This is a genomic window from Lapidilactobacillus achengensis, from assembly GCF_003946655.1.
Lineage (GTDB): Bacteria > Bacillota > Bacilli > Lactobacillales > Lactobacillaceae > Lapidilactobacillus > Lapidilactobacillus achengensis.
Genome location: NZ_RHOV01000003.1, coordinates 122521 through 139715, shown reverse-complemented (window position 1 = coordinate 139715; position 17195 = coordinate 122521). Strand labels below are relative to the sequence as shown.

Below are 17195 nucleotides of genomic sequence, written 5' to 3'. Positions count from 1 at the left end.
CACACCTAATAATTTCTCGTGGGCACTTTGTCCGCGTTTGATTCCGAGAAGGTTGTCTCTGGCATGTAGATTTCGTGAGGAACCTGTTGGCCGGCAAAATAACGGTTCAAGGCGTTGACCACATACCAACCTGCATCGGGATTACACTCGACAACACAATTGACCTCGCCAACCTGAAGTTTGCGAATCATGTTTTCCTGGGCGTCCACCGTTACGATGATCAGGTCCTTACCAGGTCGAATTTTTGTCTGCTTGATGGCTTTCAGTGCGCCCAAGGTCATTTCATCGCTATGGCTGAACAGGACATCAATTTGACTTAAGTCGTGGTTCTTAATGTAGTCTGCCATGACCTCCTCACCTTTTGCACGAGTGAAATCACCATTGATCGTAGCAGTGATATGCGCCCGAGGATCACGACCAATGGTATCAGCAAAACCCTCCTGACGCAGCTTGGCCGCAGAGGCGTCGGCAGTGCCATTAAGCTCAAGAATCTTGATCTGACGTTGTTTACTCTTAGCAAAATGGTTTGTTACATAGAGTCCGGCTCGCTGGCCTTCCGCCTTGAAGCTTGAACTAATATGAGTGAGATAGAGACTCTGATCATTGACCTCTAAATGGCGATCAACCACCACAACCGGGATTTTTGCCTTTTTAGCCTCTTTTAACACGGGTTCCCAACCATGTTCTGTTAACGGCGCCAAAATGATCAGGTCAACTTGGTAGGCGATAAAGGTCCGGACATCTTGAATCTGTCGTTCCTGATTCTGATAACCATTACGGTACATCACTTCATAATTATCACGTTTCAGCTCAGTCCGAATCGATTTGGTATGAAATTTCCGCCAGGAGCTTTCGGTTCCCGATTGCGAGAAACCAATCACTGGTGACTTGGTGACCGCTGTTTTGGGTTTGACCGCACAGCCTGCCAGTAATAGAAGCAACAAGATCAGCAACAGGGGAGAATAGTTTCTTTTTTTCATGATCATGCCGGCGCCCTTTCTTGATAAACGGTGACGATACCTCTAGTTTAGCAAAAAAAGCGCTTCAATTTTACTATTTATCGGATAAATTTTTTATTTCAGGAATTGGATAAATAAATTTAAGAGATTCGAAAAAAATTTAAGAAGATGACGCACTGACCAAACAATTTCAAGACGAATTCAAAAAAATAGTCAATGTAAGCGCTTTATGAATCAGCTATACTTAGAGACGAAGAAAAAATTTAGCACTTGGAGGTTTTGGGACATGAAGTTTAAGTTTAGTTTCAAAAAAATGATTGCCATGGCTGCACTGTTAGCAGTGGGCGTTGGTGCTTTGGCAGGCTGCAGTTCTAAATCAGATTCAGGTTCGGGGTCGAAATCCAGCGGCGATAAGGGCTATGTCGGGATTGCGATGCCAACGAAATCGGCAGAACGTTGGATCGCCGATGGGAACAACATGGTCAAGGAATTGAAGAAGTTGGGCTACAAGACTGACTTGCAGTATGGCGAGGACAAAGTCGAGAACCAAGTTGCCCAAATCGAAAATATGATCACGAAAGGTGTCGACACCTTGGTCATCGCTTCGATTGATGGCTCAGCATTGACTGACGTTTTGGAGAAGGCACATAAGGAAAACATCAAAGTCATCGCCTATGACCGGTTATTGATGAATTCCAAATATGTTGACTACTATGCAACTTTTGATAACTTCGGTGTTGGGGTGTTACAAGCTTCTTATATTGAGGATAAATTAGGCCTGAAAGATGGCAAAGGTCCTTACAACATTGAATTCTTTGGTGGTTCACCTGACGATAACAACGCTTTGATCAACTACAACGGGGTTATGTCAGTCTTCAAACCTTATATCAAGAGCAAACAATTGGTTGTTCCTTCAGGACAAACCAAGTTCAACCAGATCGCCACTTTGCGTTGGGACGGTTCAACTGCCCAAGCACGGATGGATAACCTGTTAAGTGCAAATTATACGGATAAGAATTTGGATGCGGTGCTTTCACCATATGACCCAATCAGCTTAGGAATCATTTCCTCATTGAAGGGTGTTGGTTATGGCTCCAGCAGCAAGCCTTTACCAGTTATTACTGGCCAAGATGCAACAGTTGCCGGTGTTAAGTCGATCATTGCAGGCGAACAAACCCAAACGATCTTCAAAGACACTCGGACATTGGCAAAGAACACGATCGAAATGATCAAAGCCATCTCTGCAGGTAAGAAAGTGCCAGTTAATGACACTAAGACTTATGATAATGGTGTCAAAGTCGTTCCTACCTATCTTGCAAAACCAGTTTCTGTTGATAAAGAAAACTATAAAGCTGAATTGATCGATACTGATTATTATACGGAAAAGCAGTTAGAAAAATAGCTGACTTAAGTCGGAAGGGATCGAATCTAATTCGATCCCTTCTCCTAATTTATGGCGATAGATCGGCAAAGGGTTGGCGCGATGTATCACTAAGTTGAGTAAGAAGGATGGGAAAAGATGGCAGATTATATTCTAGAAATGAAAAACATCATCAAAGAATTCTCTGGCGTCCGGGCCTTGGATAATGTTAATCTCCAAATCGAACGCGGGGAGATCCATGGTCTTTGCGGTGAAAACGGCGCTGGCAAATCAACACTGATGAATGTTTTGAGCGGGTTGTATCCTTATGGCACGTACGATGGCGACATTATTTATAACGGTGATACTTGCCAATTCAAGAACTTGCGCGATAGCGAGGACAAAGGCATCGTTATTATTCATCAGGAGTTGGCCTTGAGTCCGTATCTATCCGTCAAAGAGAATATCTTTTTAGGCAATGAACAAGCCAAACACGGTGTGATCGACTGGGACATTACGGAAAAGAAGACCGTGAATCTTTTGAAAACAGTGGGCTTGCATGTTAGCCCCAACACCTTGGTTTCACAGATTGGTGTGGGTCAGCAACAATTGGTGGAGATTGCCAAAGCTTTCTCCCGGTCAGTTAAATTGTTGATCTTAGATGAACCGACTGCGGCTTTAAACGAAGAAGAAAGTGCGAACTTGCTGGATTTGATTCGTGAGTTCAAGAAACAAGGGATTACCTCGATTATTATTTCGCATAAGTTGAATGAAATCGTTAATGTGGCGGATCGGATCACCATCATTCGTGATGGTCGGACGATTGAAACCTTGAACCAAGGAGAAATCAGTGAAGATCGGATCATTCGAGGCATGGTTGGACGTGAATTGACCAATCGATTCCCTGACCATCATCCGAACATTGGTGAGATCCATTTCGAAGTCAAGGACTGGGTCGTGCACCATCCGATCGATAGCAGCAAAGTTGTTGATCAAATCGATGAAATGAATATTCGTAAGGGCGAAATCGTTGGTATTGCCGGATTGATGGGTGCTGGCCGAACCGAGTTTGCCATGAGTGTTTTCGGGCACTCCTACGGTAGTAATATCAGTGGTCACGTCTATAAAGATGGTCAGGAAATTTCGGTGAAGGATGTGGCGACGGCAATCGACAACGGCCTGGCCTATGTTTCAGAGGACCGGAAAGCAGTCGGACTGAATTTGTTAATGGATATTCGGGAGAATACCTCGATTGCTAGTCTAAACAAGATCAGCCATCACGGCATTATCGATAAGGATGAAGAAATTCGTTCTGCTGAAAAATTCCGCGACAAAATGAGTACCAAAGCTAGTTCGATCAATCAAAACGTTGGTAGTTTAAGTGGGGGGAATCAGCAGAAAGTCGTGCTTTCGAAGTGGCTGATGACCGAACCGGACATCCTATTCCTGGATGAGCCAACCCGTGGGATCGACGTTGGCGCGAAGTATGAAATTTATACTTTGATTGAAGAAATGGCCGCCTCAGGCAAGAGTATCTGTATCATTTCCTCGGAATTGCCTGAAATCATTGGGATGTGTGATCGAATCTATACGATGAACAATGGGCGCTTTACCGGCGAAGTTTTACGGAAAGATGCAACGCAAGAAAGATTGATGAGTTTGATGACCATGGAAGGAAAGCGGGTACTAGCATAATGGAGAATACGACAAACGAGCTCAAAACTGAGAAGAAAAGTTTAGGTATCAAAGATAAAGTTATGGATGTTTTTAGTCGCTATAGCATGGTCATTATTCTGATCGTCTTGCTGATCGCATTTCAAGTGATGACTGGTGGGATTTTCTGGCGGCCTTTGAACATCACCAACTTGGTTCTACAGAACAGCCATATCTTGATCTTGGCCGCAGGGATGTTGCTGGTGGTTTTACTGGGACACGTCGACTTATCCGTTGGTTCTGTCATGGCCTTTGTTGGGGCCGTTGCCGGGTTGATGATGGTCAACAATAAAATGAATCCATGGGTGACCGTGGCAGTCTGCTTGGTCTTAGGTGCCGTTATCGGGGCTTGGCAAGGATTCTGGGTCGCTTATGTAGGAATTCCAGCGTTTATCGTTACTCTAGCTGGACTGCTGATGTTCCGTGGCTTGACTCAGGTTGTGTTAGGCGGACAATCCCTGGCACCATTCCCAACGGTCTTCCAAAAAATCTCGACCGGGTACTTGCCTGACTTCGTTGGTGGCGAGCACATTCATTATTTGACCATGTTGTTAGGCGCGATTTTGGCGGTTGTCCTGATCATTGGTCAATGGCGGACGCGGCAACATCATAAAGAGAACTTATTTGAAGTTGAATCAATGTTTGCCTTTACTTTGAAAGCTGTTTTCACTGCCTTGGTGATCATTGGTGTGACCTATATCTTCGCCGCTTATTCAGGCTACCCAATCATTTTGGTCAACTTAGGGGTCATCGTTGCGGCCTATGGGTTCTTAACCAACAAAACGGTTGCCGGTCGACAGATTTACGCCACTGGTGGTAACCGCAAGGCAGCTGAATTATCAGGGATAAAAACAAAGAAGATCACGTTCTGGGTTTTTGTTAATATGGGTGCAATGGCCGCTTTAGCTGGATTGGTTTTGGCAGCTCGGCTGAATGCTGCCACACCACAAGCAGGGACTTCCCTTGAATTGGATGCGATGGCTGCGGTTTACTTTGGTGGCGCTTCGACTTCCGGTGGTATCGGGACGATCCTCGGCGCAATCGTCGGTGGTTTGGTCATGGGTGTCTTGAACAACGGGATGTCGATCATGGGTGTCGGCGTTGACTGGCAACAAGCAATCAAAGGTCTGATTCTGTTGCTGGCGGTTGTCCTGGACGTTTACAACAAGAAAAAGAAGATTGCGTGAGGGTAGATAATGGCAGAGCATACGAAAAATATCTTATTGATCTGTACGGCTGGCATCACGACTGGTTTATTGGTCAAGAACGTTCAACGTTCTGCTGACGCCCGCGGGCTTGATGTTCATGTTTATTCAGCGCCTGCGATCTTAGCGGATCAGATTCTCAAGAACGAGCGGGTCGATGCCTTAATGATCGGACCACAATCCAAATATGAGATTGAACGCTTGCGAGATTATCTGACCTATCAGGCGATTCCGTATAAATTGATTTCTAACGAGGATTACGAAACACTGAATGGTGAAGCCGTTCTCCAAGAGAGCGTTAAGCTATTGAATATTGAAATCTAGTTGAGAGAGAACAGCTTAACTTGATTAAGGATCAACGGTTGTTGGAGCTTGAAGAGTCGCAAACTTGCGGCTCTTTTTTGCGATTTATCCGGACAAATCGCCAAATTATTGATTTATTGATTGTCAAAGGTTGGCCGGACAGTTATACTATGGCTATCTGCCCGTTATCTGTTCATTGCCTTGGCTGTCGAGCAAATTGGGCGTTCACCACGAAATAATTTTCGAGAAATGTAGGTCCATAATGGAAAATAAGTATGAGATCGTAAAAAAAAGTCTGTTAGAACAGATCCTAGCAGGAAAATATGCGGTCAATGATAAGCTGCCGACCGAGTCGGAATTGATGAAACGCTTTGAAGTTAGTCGTTATACGGTGCGACGTGCCGTTGGCGACCTGGAAAATGATCATTATGTTTACCGCATCCAGGGTGGCGGTATTTTTGTGGACGATTGGGTCCAACAACAAGAAAGTCGGCCACTGAAGAATAAGATGATCGGGGTTTTGACGACCCATATTGCCAACTATATTTTCCCCAATATTATTACGGGCATCGACCGGACAATTTCAAAAGCTGGCTATTCCCTGCTACTGAGCAACACGCAGAACAACCCAGAAAAAGAGCGAAAGAGTCTGATGAAAATGATGGAGAACAATCTTTCGGGATTGATCATTGAGCCGACCCAAAGCGCGTTGAATCAGACCAATTTTGATCTCTATGAGAAATTGGCGACCTTAAAGCTACCGCTGCTCTTCATCAACGCACACTACAATCAGCTGGATTTTCCTTATTTAGAAATTGATGATCAGGCTAGCGGCCGGGAATTGACCAATTATTTGTTTGAGCAGGGGCACCAACGGATCTTGGGTGTTTTCAAAACTGATGACTTGCAGGGCGTTCACCGAATGAATGGCTTTATCACTGCTTATCAGCAACAGGCCGGGGAACCTTACCTGAGCGAATCGATCATGTTTCGCACTGCTGATAACATGGCGACGGTGTTCAAGCGCGTCAAGACTGTGTTGGATCGGCCCGAGCGTCCGACAGCGATTGTTTGTTACAACGATCAATTGGCCATCCAATTGATTGCTTTCGTTAAGTCGCTGGGGTTCAAGGTGCCCCAGGATATTTCCATCGTTGGCTTTGATGACTATCAATTATCGGCCTATGTGGATCCACCACTCACTACCGTCGCTCACCCCAAGGAACAATTGGGACATGATGCTGGCACGGCCATCTTGGCGCTGATCAATAAGAAGACGGTCACACCGCTTGTCTACCCTCCACACTTGGTGATTCGCCATTCAGTCAGGGATTTGACGGCACGCTAGCCGCTGAGACCGCCACACCCAATGGTGACCGCCGGCCTAGGTCAGCTGGAGGTCATGCCGCGCTGCAACACGCCCGCAATTACAGCCACTTTCGTAGAAGTGCGGGTTGCCAATTTTAATAAATTTTGACGGATAAATAATTTTACTATTGACTTATACGGACAAAAATATTAAACTCATCTTGTAAGCAGTTACAGGATGAGTTTTTATTTGACATTGATTTGGTAATTAAGGAGGTTTTCCATTGTTAGAAAATCTAAAAAAAGAAGTTTATGAAGCCAATATGTTGTTGCCTAAGTATGACCTGGTCACTTTCACTTGGGGCAATGTAAGTGCGATCGATCGCGACAAAGGCCTGTTTGTCATCAAGCCTAGTGGGGTAGATTATGAAACCTTGACGCCGGATGACATGGTCGTGGTTGACTTGGATGGCAACGTGGTTGAAGGCAAGTTGAATCCCTCAAGCGACACGCCGACGCATACCGTGCTTTACAATGCCTTTCCTGAGCTTGGCGGCATTGTGCACACCCATTCACCTTGGGCGGTCTCCTTTGCGCAGGCGGGAATCGATTTGCCAGCCACCGGGACGACCCATGCGGATACTTTCTACGGCCCAGTTCCTGTTTCCGATGCCCTGACACAAGCGGAGATCGAGTCGGACTATGAAGAGAATACTGGTAAAGTAATCGTCCGGACTTTCGCTGAGCGAGGGATCAAACCGATGGATGTGCCAGCGGTCTTGGTTCAAGATCACGGGCCCTTCACCTGGGGCGCGACGGCGGAGAAAGCCGTTTACAACGCGAAAGTTTTGGAAGTCGCGGCGGAGATGGCCTATCATACCATGATGTTACAAGGACATGGCGATGTTTCCGTACCACAATATTTGTTGGATAAGCATTACTATCGTAAGCATGGCGCCAACGCTTACTATGGTCAAAAAACAAACTAAACGAAGTAAAAAGGAGTGTTTTTGAATGTTAGCAGTACCTGAATATCGTTTTTGGTTCATCGTTGGGAGTCAAGCCTTATATGGTGAAGACGACTTAAAGGCCGTGGAAAAAGATGCCCGCGAAATCGTAAAGAGTTTGAACGACAGTAAGGAATTACCTTATCCAGTCGAGTTCAAGGAAGTGGCCATCGATGCCGCGACGATCACATCAGCAATGAAGGAAGCCAACTTTGATGATAGCGTCGCTGGGGTCATCACTTGGATGCACACCTTCTCACCAGCAAAGAATTGGATCCGTGGGACGAAGTTGTTGCAAAAACCATTGTTGCATTTAGCAACGCAATTCCGAAATGATATTCCTTGGTCAACAATTGACATGGATTACATGAACCTGAACCAAAGTGCTCATGGTGATCGGGAATATGGCTTTATCAATGCCCGCCTACGTAAGCATAACAAGGTTGTCTATGGCTTCTGGGGTGATCAAGAAGTTAAAAAAGAAATCGCCGCTTGGATGGATGTTGCCGTTGGTTACAACGAAAGCTTCAAGATCAAAGTTGCTCGCTTCGGCGATAACATGCGAAATGTTGCCGTCACTGAAGGCGATAAGATCGAAGCGCAGATCCAATTCGGTTGGACCGTTGATTATTTCGGGATCGGTGATCTGGTTGCCGAAATGAAGTTGGTTTCTGACGAAGCGATCGATGCTGAATATGAGGACCTGGAAGCACGTTATGACTTGGTTCCAAGCGCTGGCGACAATGATCCTGAATTCTTCAAGGAACATGTCCGTGAACAATTACGCGAGAAGATCGCCATGGAACGTTTCTTTGAACGCGGCGGTTACTCAGCCTTCACCACCAACTTTGAAGATCTTTGGGGGATGAAGCAATTGCCTGGCTTGGCAGTTCAATTATTGAACCGTGAAGGCTATGGTTTTGCCGGCGAAGGTGACTGGAAGACAGCGGCCTTGGATCGTTTGTTAAAGGTTGTTAGCCACAATAAAGAAACAGGCTTCATGGAAGACTATACCTTGGACCTGCGCCATGGCCATGAAGAAATCCTCGGCTCACATATGCTTGAAGTTGATCCAACCTTAGCCAGCACGAAACCACGGGTCGAAGTTCATCCATTAGGGATCGGCGATCGGGAAGATCCTGCTCGGTTGGTCTTCGATGGCTTGGAAGGTGACGCGATCGACGTGACCGTCTCTGACTTCGGCGACGAACACAGAATGATTGCTTATGAAGTTGAGGCGCGTAAACCTGAAGCACCAGCACCACATTTGCCAGTCGCCCGGCAAATCTGGGTACCAAAGGCTGGCCTGAAGCGTGGCGCCACTCAATGGATCGAAAATGGGGGCGGCCACCATACCGTCTTCTCACGTGCCGTAACTATCCAACAGCTAGCTGACTTGGCCAAAATGTTCGAACTTAAATTTATCAACATCGACTAATGACTTCTAAAAATCCTCCTAAAATTTAAAGTAGTTAACCCAAATCTGTTGATAAATGGACGAACATACACCTTTTGTCCATGAAGCAAGAAATACACCGGAGAAAGAGCTGGGACAAAGCTGAGCAGCTTTGTTTCCAGCCTTTTTTCTATTAAAACTTGATTATTTTGCCAACAGGTCATTGACCTGAACTTACGACTATCAAGACACTTAAGAATGGAGTGCTTTAATCATGACAACAATCAACGCGGATCTGCAGGCCGGCCGTACGGCTTTAGGAATCGAGTTAGGCTCGACCCGAATCAAGGCGGTGCTGATCGATTTGAACAACGAAACCATCGCTTCAGGTAGCTATTCCTGGGAGAACCAGTTCGTGGATGGCACCTGGACCTATTCTCTGGACCAAGTTTGGCAAGGTATTCAGGCCAGCTATCGCCAGTTGGCCAGCAATGTTTACGAGCAATATGGCGTTGCGCTGACGAAGATCGGGGCGATCGGGGTCAGCGCGATGATGCATGGCTATTTGGCTTTCGACGATCAAGACCAATTATTGGTGCCGTTCCGGACTTGGCGCAACAACAGCACTGCAGAAGCGGCTGAGCAATTGACGAAGCTGTTTGACTTCAACATTCCGCAACGTTGGAGCATCGCCCATTTATATCAAGCGATTCTTAACCAGGAAAGCCACGTGAAGTCGGTCAACTATTTGACCACGTTGGCCGGCTATGTGCATTGGCAATTATCGGGCGAGAAGAATCTCGGCATTGGTGATGCATCAGGCATGTTTCCAATCGACGAGCAAACCCATGACTATGATCAAGGCAAAATCGAACAGTTTGAACGTTATACCAATGTTTTAGGGTTCAATTTCAAGCTACATCAACTTTTGCCGAAGGTGTTGGTGGCGGGACAAGTTGCCGGGCACTTGACTGACAAAGGCGCACATTTACTTGATCCCAGCCAAACACTTGAAGCGGGTGCCTTATTAGCGCCAGCTGAAGGCGATGCGGGTACCGGCATGGTTGCGACCAATGCTGTTCGCAAACGGACAGGCAATATTTCTGCAGGAACTTCGGCCTTCTCGATGATTGTCTTGGATCAACCTTTGAAAGCCGTTCATCGCGATATTGACGTGGTAACCACACCTGATGGCGCGCCAGTGGCGATGGTTCATACCAACAACTGTACTTCCGATATCAATGCCTGGGTGGGCTTGTTCCAAGAATTCGCTGCCAGCATTGGTCAAGAAATCGCTCCCGATCAGTTATACGCGACCTTATTCAAAGAATCGACCAAGGGCGCGGCGGATTGTGGCGGGCTCGTCAATTATGCCTATCTCTCCGGGGAAAACATCACCAACGTGGAAGCCGGCCGGCCTTTATTCGTGCGGACTCCTAATAGCCAGTTCAACTTGGCCAACTTTGTCAAAGCCCAATTATACTCAGCCTTTGCGCCGCTTAAAATTGGAAATGATATTTTGATGAAAGAGGAACAGATTCAAGCCGACAGCATGATCGCTCAGGGTGGTATTTTCCGGACACCGGTGATTGGCCAACAAGTCTTGGCCGATGCGCTGAACACGCCAATTACCGTGATGAAAAACGCCGGTGAAGGTGGGCCATGGGGTATGGCAGTGCTAGCCGCCTATCTGTTGACAGATTCTCAGCTTGATTTAGCGGACTACTTGGCTCAACAAGTTTTCGCCCAACCACAGAGCACAACGATTGCACCAACGGCAGCTGGGGTCAAGGGCTTCGATGACTTTATCGACCGCTATCAACAAGGCCTAAGCATCGTTCAAGGCGCTCAGGTTTTACCAGATCCGGAGCGGAATTAAGCGTGGTAGCAGCACGATATTAAGAACAAATCAGCATTATAGGAGTTGGGTAGTTTTGAGGAGAAAATTTAATCATAAATGGACGGCGCTAATCGGAGTGGTTTTTAGTTTGTTAGTTCTCGCTGGTTGTCAGTCAAAGCCGGCAGCTGTTAAGCAAAAGTTGACGGATCCGGACTTCAGCGATGCGGTCGTTCATGACCCCTCTGTCATCAAGGCGGACGGACAATATTACACAATCGGTTCACACATGCAAATGGCCAGCACCAAGGATTTCATCCACTGGAAGCAACTGTCCACTAGTGTTAATGATCAAACGGCTTTTAAAGATATTCAAACTGATTTGGCCGATGTTTTCGAGGATGCTAGTACGGCAACATTATGGGCTGGCGACATTGAACGCTTGGCTGATGGTAAATATTATATGTACTATTGCGCTTGTGAAGGGGATAATCCAACCTCGGTTCTTGGCTTGGCGGTCGCTGATCAAGTGACCGGTCCTTACAAGAATAAGGGCGTCTTCCTGCGATCGGGCAATGCTATCAAAGATGACAGCGCCTATGACGCAACGAAACAGCCCAACGTGATTGATCCCCACACCTTCCATGATAAAGATGGAAAGCTCTGGATGATCTATGGTTCTTATTCAGGTGGGATTTTCATTTTGAAGATGAACGAGCAGACTGGCTTACCAGAAAAAGGTCAAGGTTACGGCAAACGGATTTTGGGTGGCAATCATTTGCGGATCGAAGGTTCTTATGTGCTGTACAACAAGCAAACAGACTATTATTACTTGTTTCTTTCCTTCGGTGGTTTAGCGGCAGACGGCGGTTATAATTTGCGGGTCGCACGTTCGAAACAACCGGATGGTCCTTACAAAGATGCTCAAGGCCATAATTATCAAGATCTTCGCGGTGCTGACGGGACGACCTTCGACGATGACATCATCAAGCCATACGGTGTCAAAATCATGGGCAATTACACGTTAGATACGAAGGAGCCTTATCAATCTGGTTATGTCTCACCTGGTCATAATTCAGCGATTTATCGACCAAGTGATCATAAATATTTTTTGATTTTCCACACGCGCTTCCCTAGTCAGGATGAAGTTTATGCAGACCGGGTTCATCAAATGTTCTTTACCAAGGCAGGTTGGCCGGTGGTGACCCCATTACGTTATGCCGGTGAAACTAAGGCAAACTACGCTTTGAATCAAGTGATCGGTGAGTATCAGGCCATTCAAATGAATAAAACAATCACGGCAGATGTGACGACGCCAACGAAACTAACAATTACGAGTCGGGGTAAGATCAAAGGTACCAAGGCGGCGGCAAGCCTTGACTTCAAAGACAATGGTCAGGAAAGCACGGTGACGATCGGTCGGAAGGTTTATCATGGCTATTTCATTTCGCAATGGAACGAGTATGATAATAAGCAGACAATGTGTTTCACTGGAACCGATCAAAATGGGGAACCACTTTTCTTAGTTCGCAAGTAAGAAGATGAAATCGCGATTGGCCATTGGTGCTAATGGCGATTTTATCGGTTTGCCCCCTCGAAAATCAATCGTTGTTACAGAGAAAGTAGGTCAGTCATGTCACATTTAGATTTTGCAGTAACACCACCAATGGGTTGGAACTCCTGGGATTCCTATGGCGCCTCAGTTCGTGAGGATGAGGTCAAGGCCAACGCGGATTATTTGGCGGCCAATTTGAAATCATATGGCTGGGAGTACGTGGTCGTCGATATTCAGTGGAGTGAACCCACCGCTAGTTCGATGGTTTATCATAACTTTGCTCCCCTATGTATGGACGAATACTCCCGTCTGATTCCGGCCACCAATCGCTTCCCTTCCGCGGTGGATGGGCAAGGGTTCAAACCGTTGGGTGATTATATCCACGGCCTCGGTTTGAAGTTTGGCATCCATATCATGCGAGGCATCCCCCGTCAGGCGGTTCATCAGAATACGGCGATTAAAGGGACTGACAAACGGGCCCGGGATATTGCCTTGAATAATATTTGTTTATGGAATCCGGACATGTATGGCGTGGATGTTAGTCAAGCGGCCGGACAGCGCTACTATGACTCCCTGTTTGAGTTATATGCCTCTTGGGGAGTGGATTTCATTAAGGTCGATGATATTTGTGACTCTCGCTTTAACCATGACGCGTTTAAGGCCGAGATCCAGGCTATTCATGATGCCATCGCCAAAACCGGCCGGGAAATCGTTTTGTCGCTATCACCTGGTCCAGCTGCCTTGAAAAATGGCACCTTCTTCCAAAACACGGCCAATATGTGGCGGGTCACCGATGATTTCTGGGACAACTGGGAGTCACTGCGGACGATGTTTGATCGGGCCGCCGAGTGGTCTCCGTTTGTCCGGCCAGGTAATTGGCCAGACTGTGATATGTTGCCTCTGGGTCATCTCCGGGTCCGCGCTGATGAGGGGGCCAATGATGATCATTGGACTCACTTCACGCCGGCAGAACAGTATTTGTTGATGAGTTTGTGGACCATTAGTCGTTCGCCATTGATGTATGGTGGCACTTTGCCTGACTTGGATGATTTCACCAAGGGCTTGTTGACCAACCGTGAAGTTTTACAAATGCATCGTGAGGTGGTTGAACGGCGGGAAGTTTATCGGGATACGGACTGGATCGTTTGGCGGGCGAACAGCGCCACCGCCAACTACTTGGCTTTCTTCAATATTTCCGAGCAAACGCGCGACCTGCCTGCCGCGCTCAAACACTTGGCCACCACCGAGCAGGCCCAAGACCTCTGGCGGAACCAACCAGTCGATTGGCAACAAGCACAGTCGGTCACGACTCATGGCGTCCTCCTGGTTCAAGAGTGAGAGCCGACCTGGGTAGCTTCTGAGCATTAGCCTAACAACAATTTTGGAGGCTGGTTTGTGCCTCCCGAATTGTTGTGTAGCTAAGCGGAGGAAGCTAGGTCGGCGAACACGTTTCGCGCCGCACGTTAAAAATATAAGGGTAGGTAGGCTAGCAGAATGATCAGTAAATTTCATAATTTGGATAAATACGTCGCGGAATTTCTAGGTACTTTTGTGATGATGATTATTGGCACGGGTTATTGCCTTTTTATTGGTAGTGGCAATCCTTATTTCGTGGCTTTGGCGTTCGTCCTCCCGATCCTAGTCATGATTTTTGCGGTAGGGGATCTTTCTGGCGCCCATTTCAATCCCGCCGTTTCCTTGGCTTTTTGGCTGGTTCATCAGTTAAGCGGGCGCGAATTCATTGGTTATCTAGTCGCCCAGTTTTTAGGAGCCACGGCTGCTTCCGGGTTGTTGCGTAATTGGACCTTAGCCGCGGGATTATCAGCCCAACATTTGGGTGAGACCGATTTTTCAATCAATGCCGGGAGTGCCTTTTTGATTGAAATGACGATCACCTTTATCTTAGTTGGCGTGATCCTCTTCGTTACTGATACTGATTTTGGTCATCCTGAAGCGGGGCCTTGGGTGATTGGGGTCGTTTTGGGTTGCCTGATCATCTTGGGGCAAAAGCTGACAGGCGCCTCCTTGAATCCGGCGCGTAGTTTTGGACCGGCAATCTTTCTTGGCGGCCAGGTGCTGCGCCACTATTGGTTGTATGTCTTAGCGCCATTGGCCGGCGGCGCCCTGGCGGCGTTGGTTTATCGAGTGATCAAAGCCAACCGTGCCTAGAATTATCGCAACTGTCACGTAAGGTGAGCCAGTGGTTTTCTGGGAAACTAGGGTGCCCAGTTGGTTGTCTGGTCTGTTGGTCGACCGATGTTCAAATCAAGGACCAATGGCGACCGTGGTTGGGTTTGCAACGAAAATGACCATGAGCAATACCAGGCCCACAAAACTCTGAAAAGCTACATCAAAAGAACCAGCACGACTTGAAATTTTGAAGTCACGCTGGTTCTTTTTTGGCTCTTTGTCAATGAAAATGAGAATCTTCTTTTAGGAGTGGCGGTATTGCTTTGGAATGCGGCTTTTAAGAGGTCTAGGATTTTTTAGTTAATCTTGGTTTAGCCAAACCCGCATTTCTCCAGCTTGACGGTTGGCCCAGGCGAAATAAGGAATCAAGGTAATTGCTTGGGGTTGGCGGACGGGTGTGGTGGACTTGGTATAAAGTGGCGCATCCGGCGCCGGTGCGCTCACTTTAGTTGCTATTGTTGTTAGACTCTGCAGTTGTGACAGCGCCAAACCCCGAGTGTCCGGGTGGATCTGGAAGGTTGGTTGTTCAGGCAATGACAGCCAGGCAAGGTTCTTCCCGTTATCGGCTTCCTCAACGCAATAGACCAATGGACCGCGTTGGACGGCAACTTTGCCTAAGTCAGCGGTCACGCGCGGATTGGCTTGAACAGTCCGCACGCTCATGTCGAGGTCAATAATAATCGTGGTGGTGGCTGACCAGGTTTTAGTGAAACGCAGGTAGCCTTGTTCTAAAGTGGCAGTGATTGGCTGCCCATCAACGCTGACTTGGAAATTTGCTTGCGACCAAGCAGGAATGCGCAAAGCCAGGGTGAATGGCAGCGGCGTCGTGGTTGTGATTTGATAAGTGATCTGACCGGACCAAGGATAATTACCCTGTTGCTCGATTTGCAGACCATTGCCAAAATCCGTCTGATTGGCGATAAATTGGTTGCTATAAATCGTATCATCCTTGACGGTATAGAGATACTGATCGACTGAGGCAATCAAACGCGCCAGATTCGGTGGGCAACAAGCACAGCCAAACCAGGCTGGTCGTTGCACTTTAACGTGGGATTTCGTCGGATCTTGGGCGCTGGCCTGGGGGTCGACCTCGAGCGGATTGACATAGAAGAAGTGTTGCGCGTCCAGGCTCATCCCGCTGATCGTGCCATTGTAAAGTTCGCGTTCCATGACATCAGCATACTCGCCTTGAGGTGTTGTCTTCAACATTTGTTGCGCGAAGAAAACCATCGCGCAAGAGGCACAGGTCTCACAATACATGGTGTCATTCGGCAAGTCATAATCATAAGTAAAGGCCTCCCCAGCCACCGTTGCGCCAATGCCGCCAGTGACATACATTTGTTTTTTGACAATATCTTGCCACAGCCGTTGACAAGTCGCTGCCAGTTCCTTGTCCTGAGTTTGGCGCGCCACATGGGCCATTCCCGTCAATAAATAAGTCATCCGCACAGCGTGACCTTCAGCATGGTCCAGTTCACGAACGGGACGGTCGTTTTGGAAATAACTTTGGGCTGGATCTGGCTGTTGTGGAAAGGGAAGCGTTAAGTGCTTGTGCTTATTTTGGTCGTTTTGTTCCGCGAAAAAGTTAGGGGTCTGTTGGCCACGCTGATCGATCATGTAGGCGGCCAAATCGCGGTAACGGGGCTCGTCTGTGACGTCAGCCAGTTTCGCCAGGGCCAGTTCGACCTCCGGGTGACCAGGATAGCCATGCAATTGTCCGGGTTTTGGACCAAAGTGACTGGCAATACAATCGGCCATCTTGGTGGCGATCGTCAATGCTAACTGATTTCCGGTCGTTTCAAAATAAGCGATCCCCGCCTCAATGTAATGCCCCATACAGTAAAGTTCATGACTAAAACTAATATGCTGAAACTTCTCGGCCGGTGCCTGCAATTGGAAAAAGGTATCTAAATAACCATCTGACTCTTGCGCTTGACCAATCAAGTCGATCAAGTCATCGGCGATGTTCTGTAAGTGTTGATCTGGCTCATAACGAAGTGCATAGGCCACGGCTTCCAGCCATTTGTAAACATCAGAGTCTTGGAACCAAAAGCCATAAAAGTCACCCGTTGCCTGCCCCGCGGCGATTTTTAGATTCTGAATGGCGTGGCTTTTTTCAGTGACGTTATATGAGTTAGCATTCTCTTGTTCGATTTGGACCGTCGCGTCGTCGTTGATCACCGACCACTGGTAGGGAATCATCACGGTCTTGACCAAATGACGATATTGTTGCCAAAAGGTGTCGGTTATTTTGATTTCAGGTTGTAGCATGGGGTGGAACTCCTTTCGATGGTAACTTCATTATTTAACTTCATTGTAATCGCTTTTCTTAACAAGAAAAACTGCTATAATCGAAGAGAAA

13 protein-coding genes are annotated in these 17195 nt (G+C 47.2%); 11 read left to right on the top strand and 2 right to left on the bottom strand.

Annotated features, from left to right (window positions below; all coding sequences use genetic code 11):
- Positions 1-5 precede the first annotated feature (5 nt).
- Entirely contained in the window at positions 6-980 is a 975-nt protein-coding gene (locus EKM94_RS03115; RefSeq protein WP_125597326.1) for an ABC transporter substrate-binding protein, read from the bottom strand.
- Positions 981-1245: 265 nt separating this feature from the next.
- Between EKM94_RS03115 and chvE the strand changes: the two genes are divergently transcribed.
- The 11 genes from chvE to EKM94_RS03060 all read left to right on the top strand — a co-directional run bounded on the left by chvE (position 1246) and on the right by EKM94_RS03060 (position 14812).
- On the top strand, positions 1246-2361 hold the full coding sequence (gene chvE, locus EKM94_RS03110; RefSeq protein WP_225422133.1) for a multiple monosaccharide ABC transporter substrate-binding protein: 1116 nt from the start codon (positions 1246-1248) through the stop codon (positions 2359-2361).
- A 117-nt stretch (positions 2362-2478) separates the two neighbouring features.
- Positions 2479-4014 (top strand): multiple monosaccharide ABC transporter ATP-binding protein, encoded by a 1536-nt coding sequence (mmsA, locus tag EKM94_RS03105; RefSeq protein WP_125597322.1) that lies wholly within the window; start codon positions 2479-2481, stop codon positions 4012-4014.
- Between the two features lie 62 nt (positions 4015-4076).
- On the top strand, positions 4077-5219 hold the full coding sequence (gene mmsB / locus EKM94_RS03100) for a multiple monosaccharide ABC transporter permease (protein ID WP_379861879.1): 1143 nt from the start codon (positions 4077-4079) through the stop codon (positions 5217-5219).
- A gap of 9 nt (positions 5220-5228) precedes the next feature.
- On the top strand, positions 5229-5561 hold the full coding sequence (locus EKM94_RS03095) for a PTS sugar transporter subunit IIB (RefSeq protein WP_125597316.1): 333 nt from the start codon (positions 5229-5231) through the stop codon (positions 5559-5561).
- Positions 5562-5802: 241 nt separating this feature from the next.
- Positions 5803-6888, top strand: coding sequence for a GntR family transcriptional regulator (locus EKM94_RS03090; RefSeq protein WP_125597313.1), 1086 nt, complete (start codon positions 5803-5805; stop codon positions 6886-6888).
- Between the two features lie 244 nt (positions 6889-7132).
- Positions 7133-7837: an L-ribulose-5-phosphate 4-epimerase gene (locus EKM94_RS03085; protein WP_125597310.1), complete on the top strand. Its 705-nt coding sequence runs from the start codon at positions 7133-7135 to the stop codon at positions 7835-7837.
- 25 nt (positions 7838-7862) lie between these two features.
- Positions 7863-9293, top strand: a complete 1431-nt coding sequence (araA, locus tag EKM94_RS03080) for an L-arabinose isomerase (protein WP_125597307.1) — start codon at positions 7863-7865, stop codon at positions 9291-9293.
- A gap of 232 nt (positions 9294-9525) precedes the next feature.
- Positions 9526-11130, top strand: coding sequence for a xylulokinase (locus tag EKM94_RS03075; RefSeq protein WP_125597303.1), 1605 nt, complete (start codon positions 9526-9528; stop codon positions 11128-11130).
- Positions 11131-11239: 109 nt separating this feature from the next.
- The gene (locus tag EKM94_RS03070) at positions 11240-12625 is read left to right on the top strand and encodes a glycoside hydrolase family 43 protein (RefSeq protein ID WP_225422132.1); all 1386 of its coding nucleotides are present in this window, start codon (positions 11240-11242) and stop codon (positions 12623-12625) included.
- Positions 12626-12721: 96 nt separating this feature from the next.
- Positions 12722-13981, top strand: coding sequence for a glycoside hydrolase family 27 protein (locus EKM94_RS03065; protein WP_125597299.1), 1260 nt, complete (start codon positions 12722-12724; stop codon positions 13979-13981).
- A gap of 156 nt (positions 13982-14137) precedes the next feature.
- Entirely contained in the window at positions 14138-14812 is a 675-nt protein-coding gene (locus EKM94_RS03060; protein WP_125597296.1) for an MIP/aquaporin family protein, read from the top strand.
- A gap of 321 nt (positions 14813-15133) precedes the next feature.
- Here EKM94_RS03060 and EKM94_RS03055 read toward each other — a convergent pair whose 3' ends face one another.
- A complete protein-coding gene (locus EKM94_RS03055; protein ID WP_125597293.1) occupies positions 15134-17104 on the bottom strand; it encodes a glycoside hydrolase family 127 protein in 1971 nt (656 codons plus the stop codon).
- Positions 17105-17195 lie beyond the last annotated feature (91 nt).

Excerpts from the sequence above, each read along its gene's own strand:
- EKM94_RS03115 (WP_125597326.1), bottom strand. The coding sequence starts at position 980 with ATGAAAAAAAGAAACTATTCTCCCCTGTTGCTGATCTTGTTGCTTCTA.
- chvE (WP_225422133.1), top strand. The coding sequence starts at position 1,246 with ATGAAGTTTAAGTTTAGTTTCAAAAAAATGATTGCCATGGCTGCACTG.
- mmsA (WP_125597322.1), top strand. The coding sequence starts at position 2,479 with ATGGCAGATTATATTCTAGAAATGAAAAACATCATCAAAGAATTCTCT.
- mmsB (WP_379861879.1), top strand. The coding sequence starts at position 4,077 with ATGGATGTTTTTAGTCGCTATAGCATGGTCATTATTCTGATCGTCTTG.
- EKM94_RS03095 (WP_125597316.1), top strand. The coding sequence starts at position 5,229 with ATGGCAGAGCATACGAAAAATATCTTATTGATCTGTACGGCTGGCATC.
- EKM94_RS03090 (WP_125597313.1), top strand. The coding sequence starts at position 5,803 with ATGGAAAATAAGTATGAGATCGTAAAAAAAAGTCTGTTAGAACAGATC.
- araA (WP_125597307.1), top strand. The coding sequence starts at position 7,863 with ATGTTAGCAGTACCTGAATATCGTTTTTGGTTCATCGTTGGGAGTCAA.
- EKM94_RS03075 (WP_125597303.1), top strand. The coding sequence starts at position 9,526 with ATGACAACAATCAACGCGGATCTGCAGGCCGGCCGTACGGCTTTAGGA.
- EKM94_RS03065 (WP_125597299.1), top strand. The coding sequence starts at position 12,722 with ATGTCACATTTAGATTTTGCAGTAACACCACCAATGGGTTGGAACTCC.
- EKM94_RS03060 (WP_125597296.1), top strand. The coding sequence starts at position 14,138 with ATGATCAGTAAATTTCATAATTTGGATAAATACGTCGCGGAATTTCTA.
- EKM94_RS03055 (WP_125597293.1), bottom strand. The coding sequence starts at position 17,104 with ATGCTACAACCTGAAATCAAAATAACCGACACCTTTTGGCAACAATAT.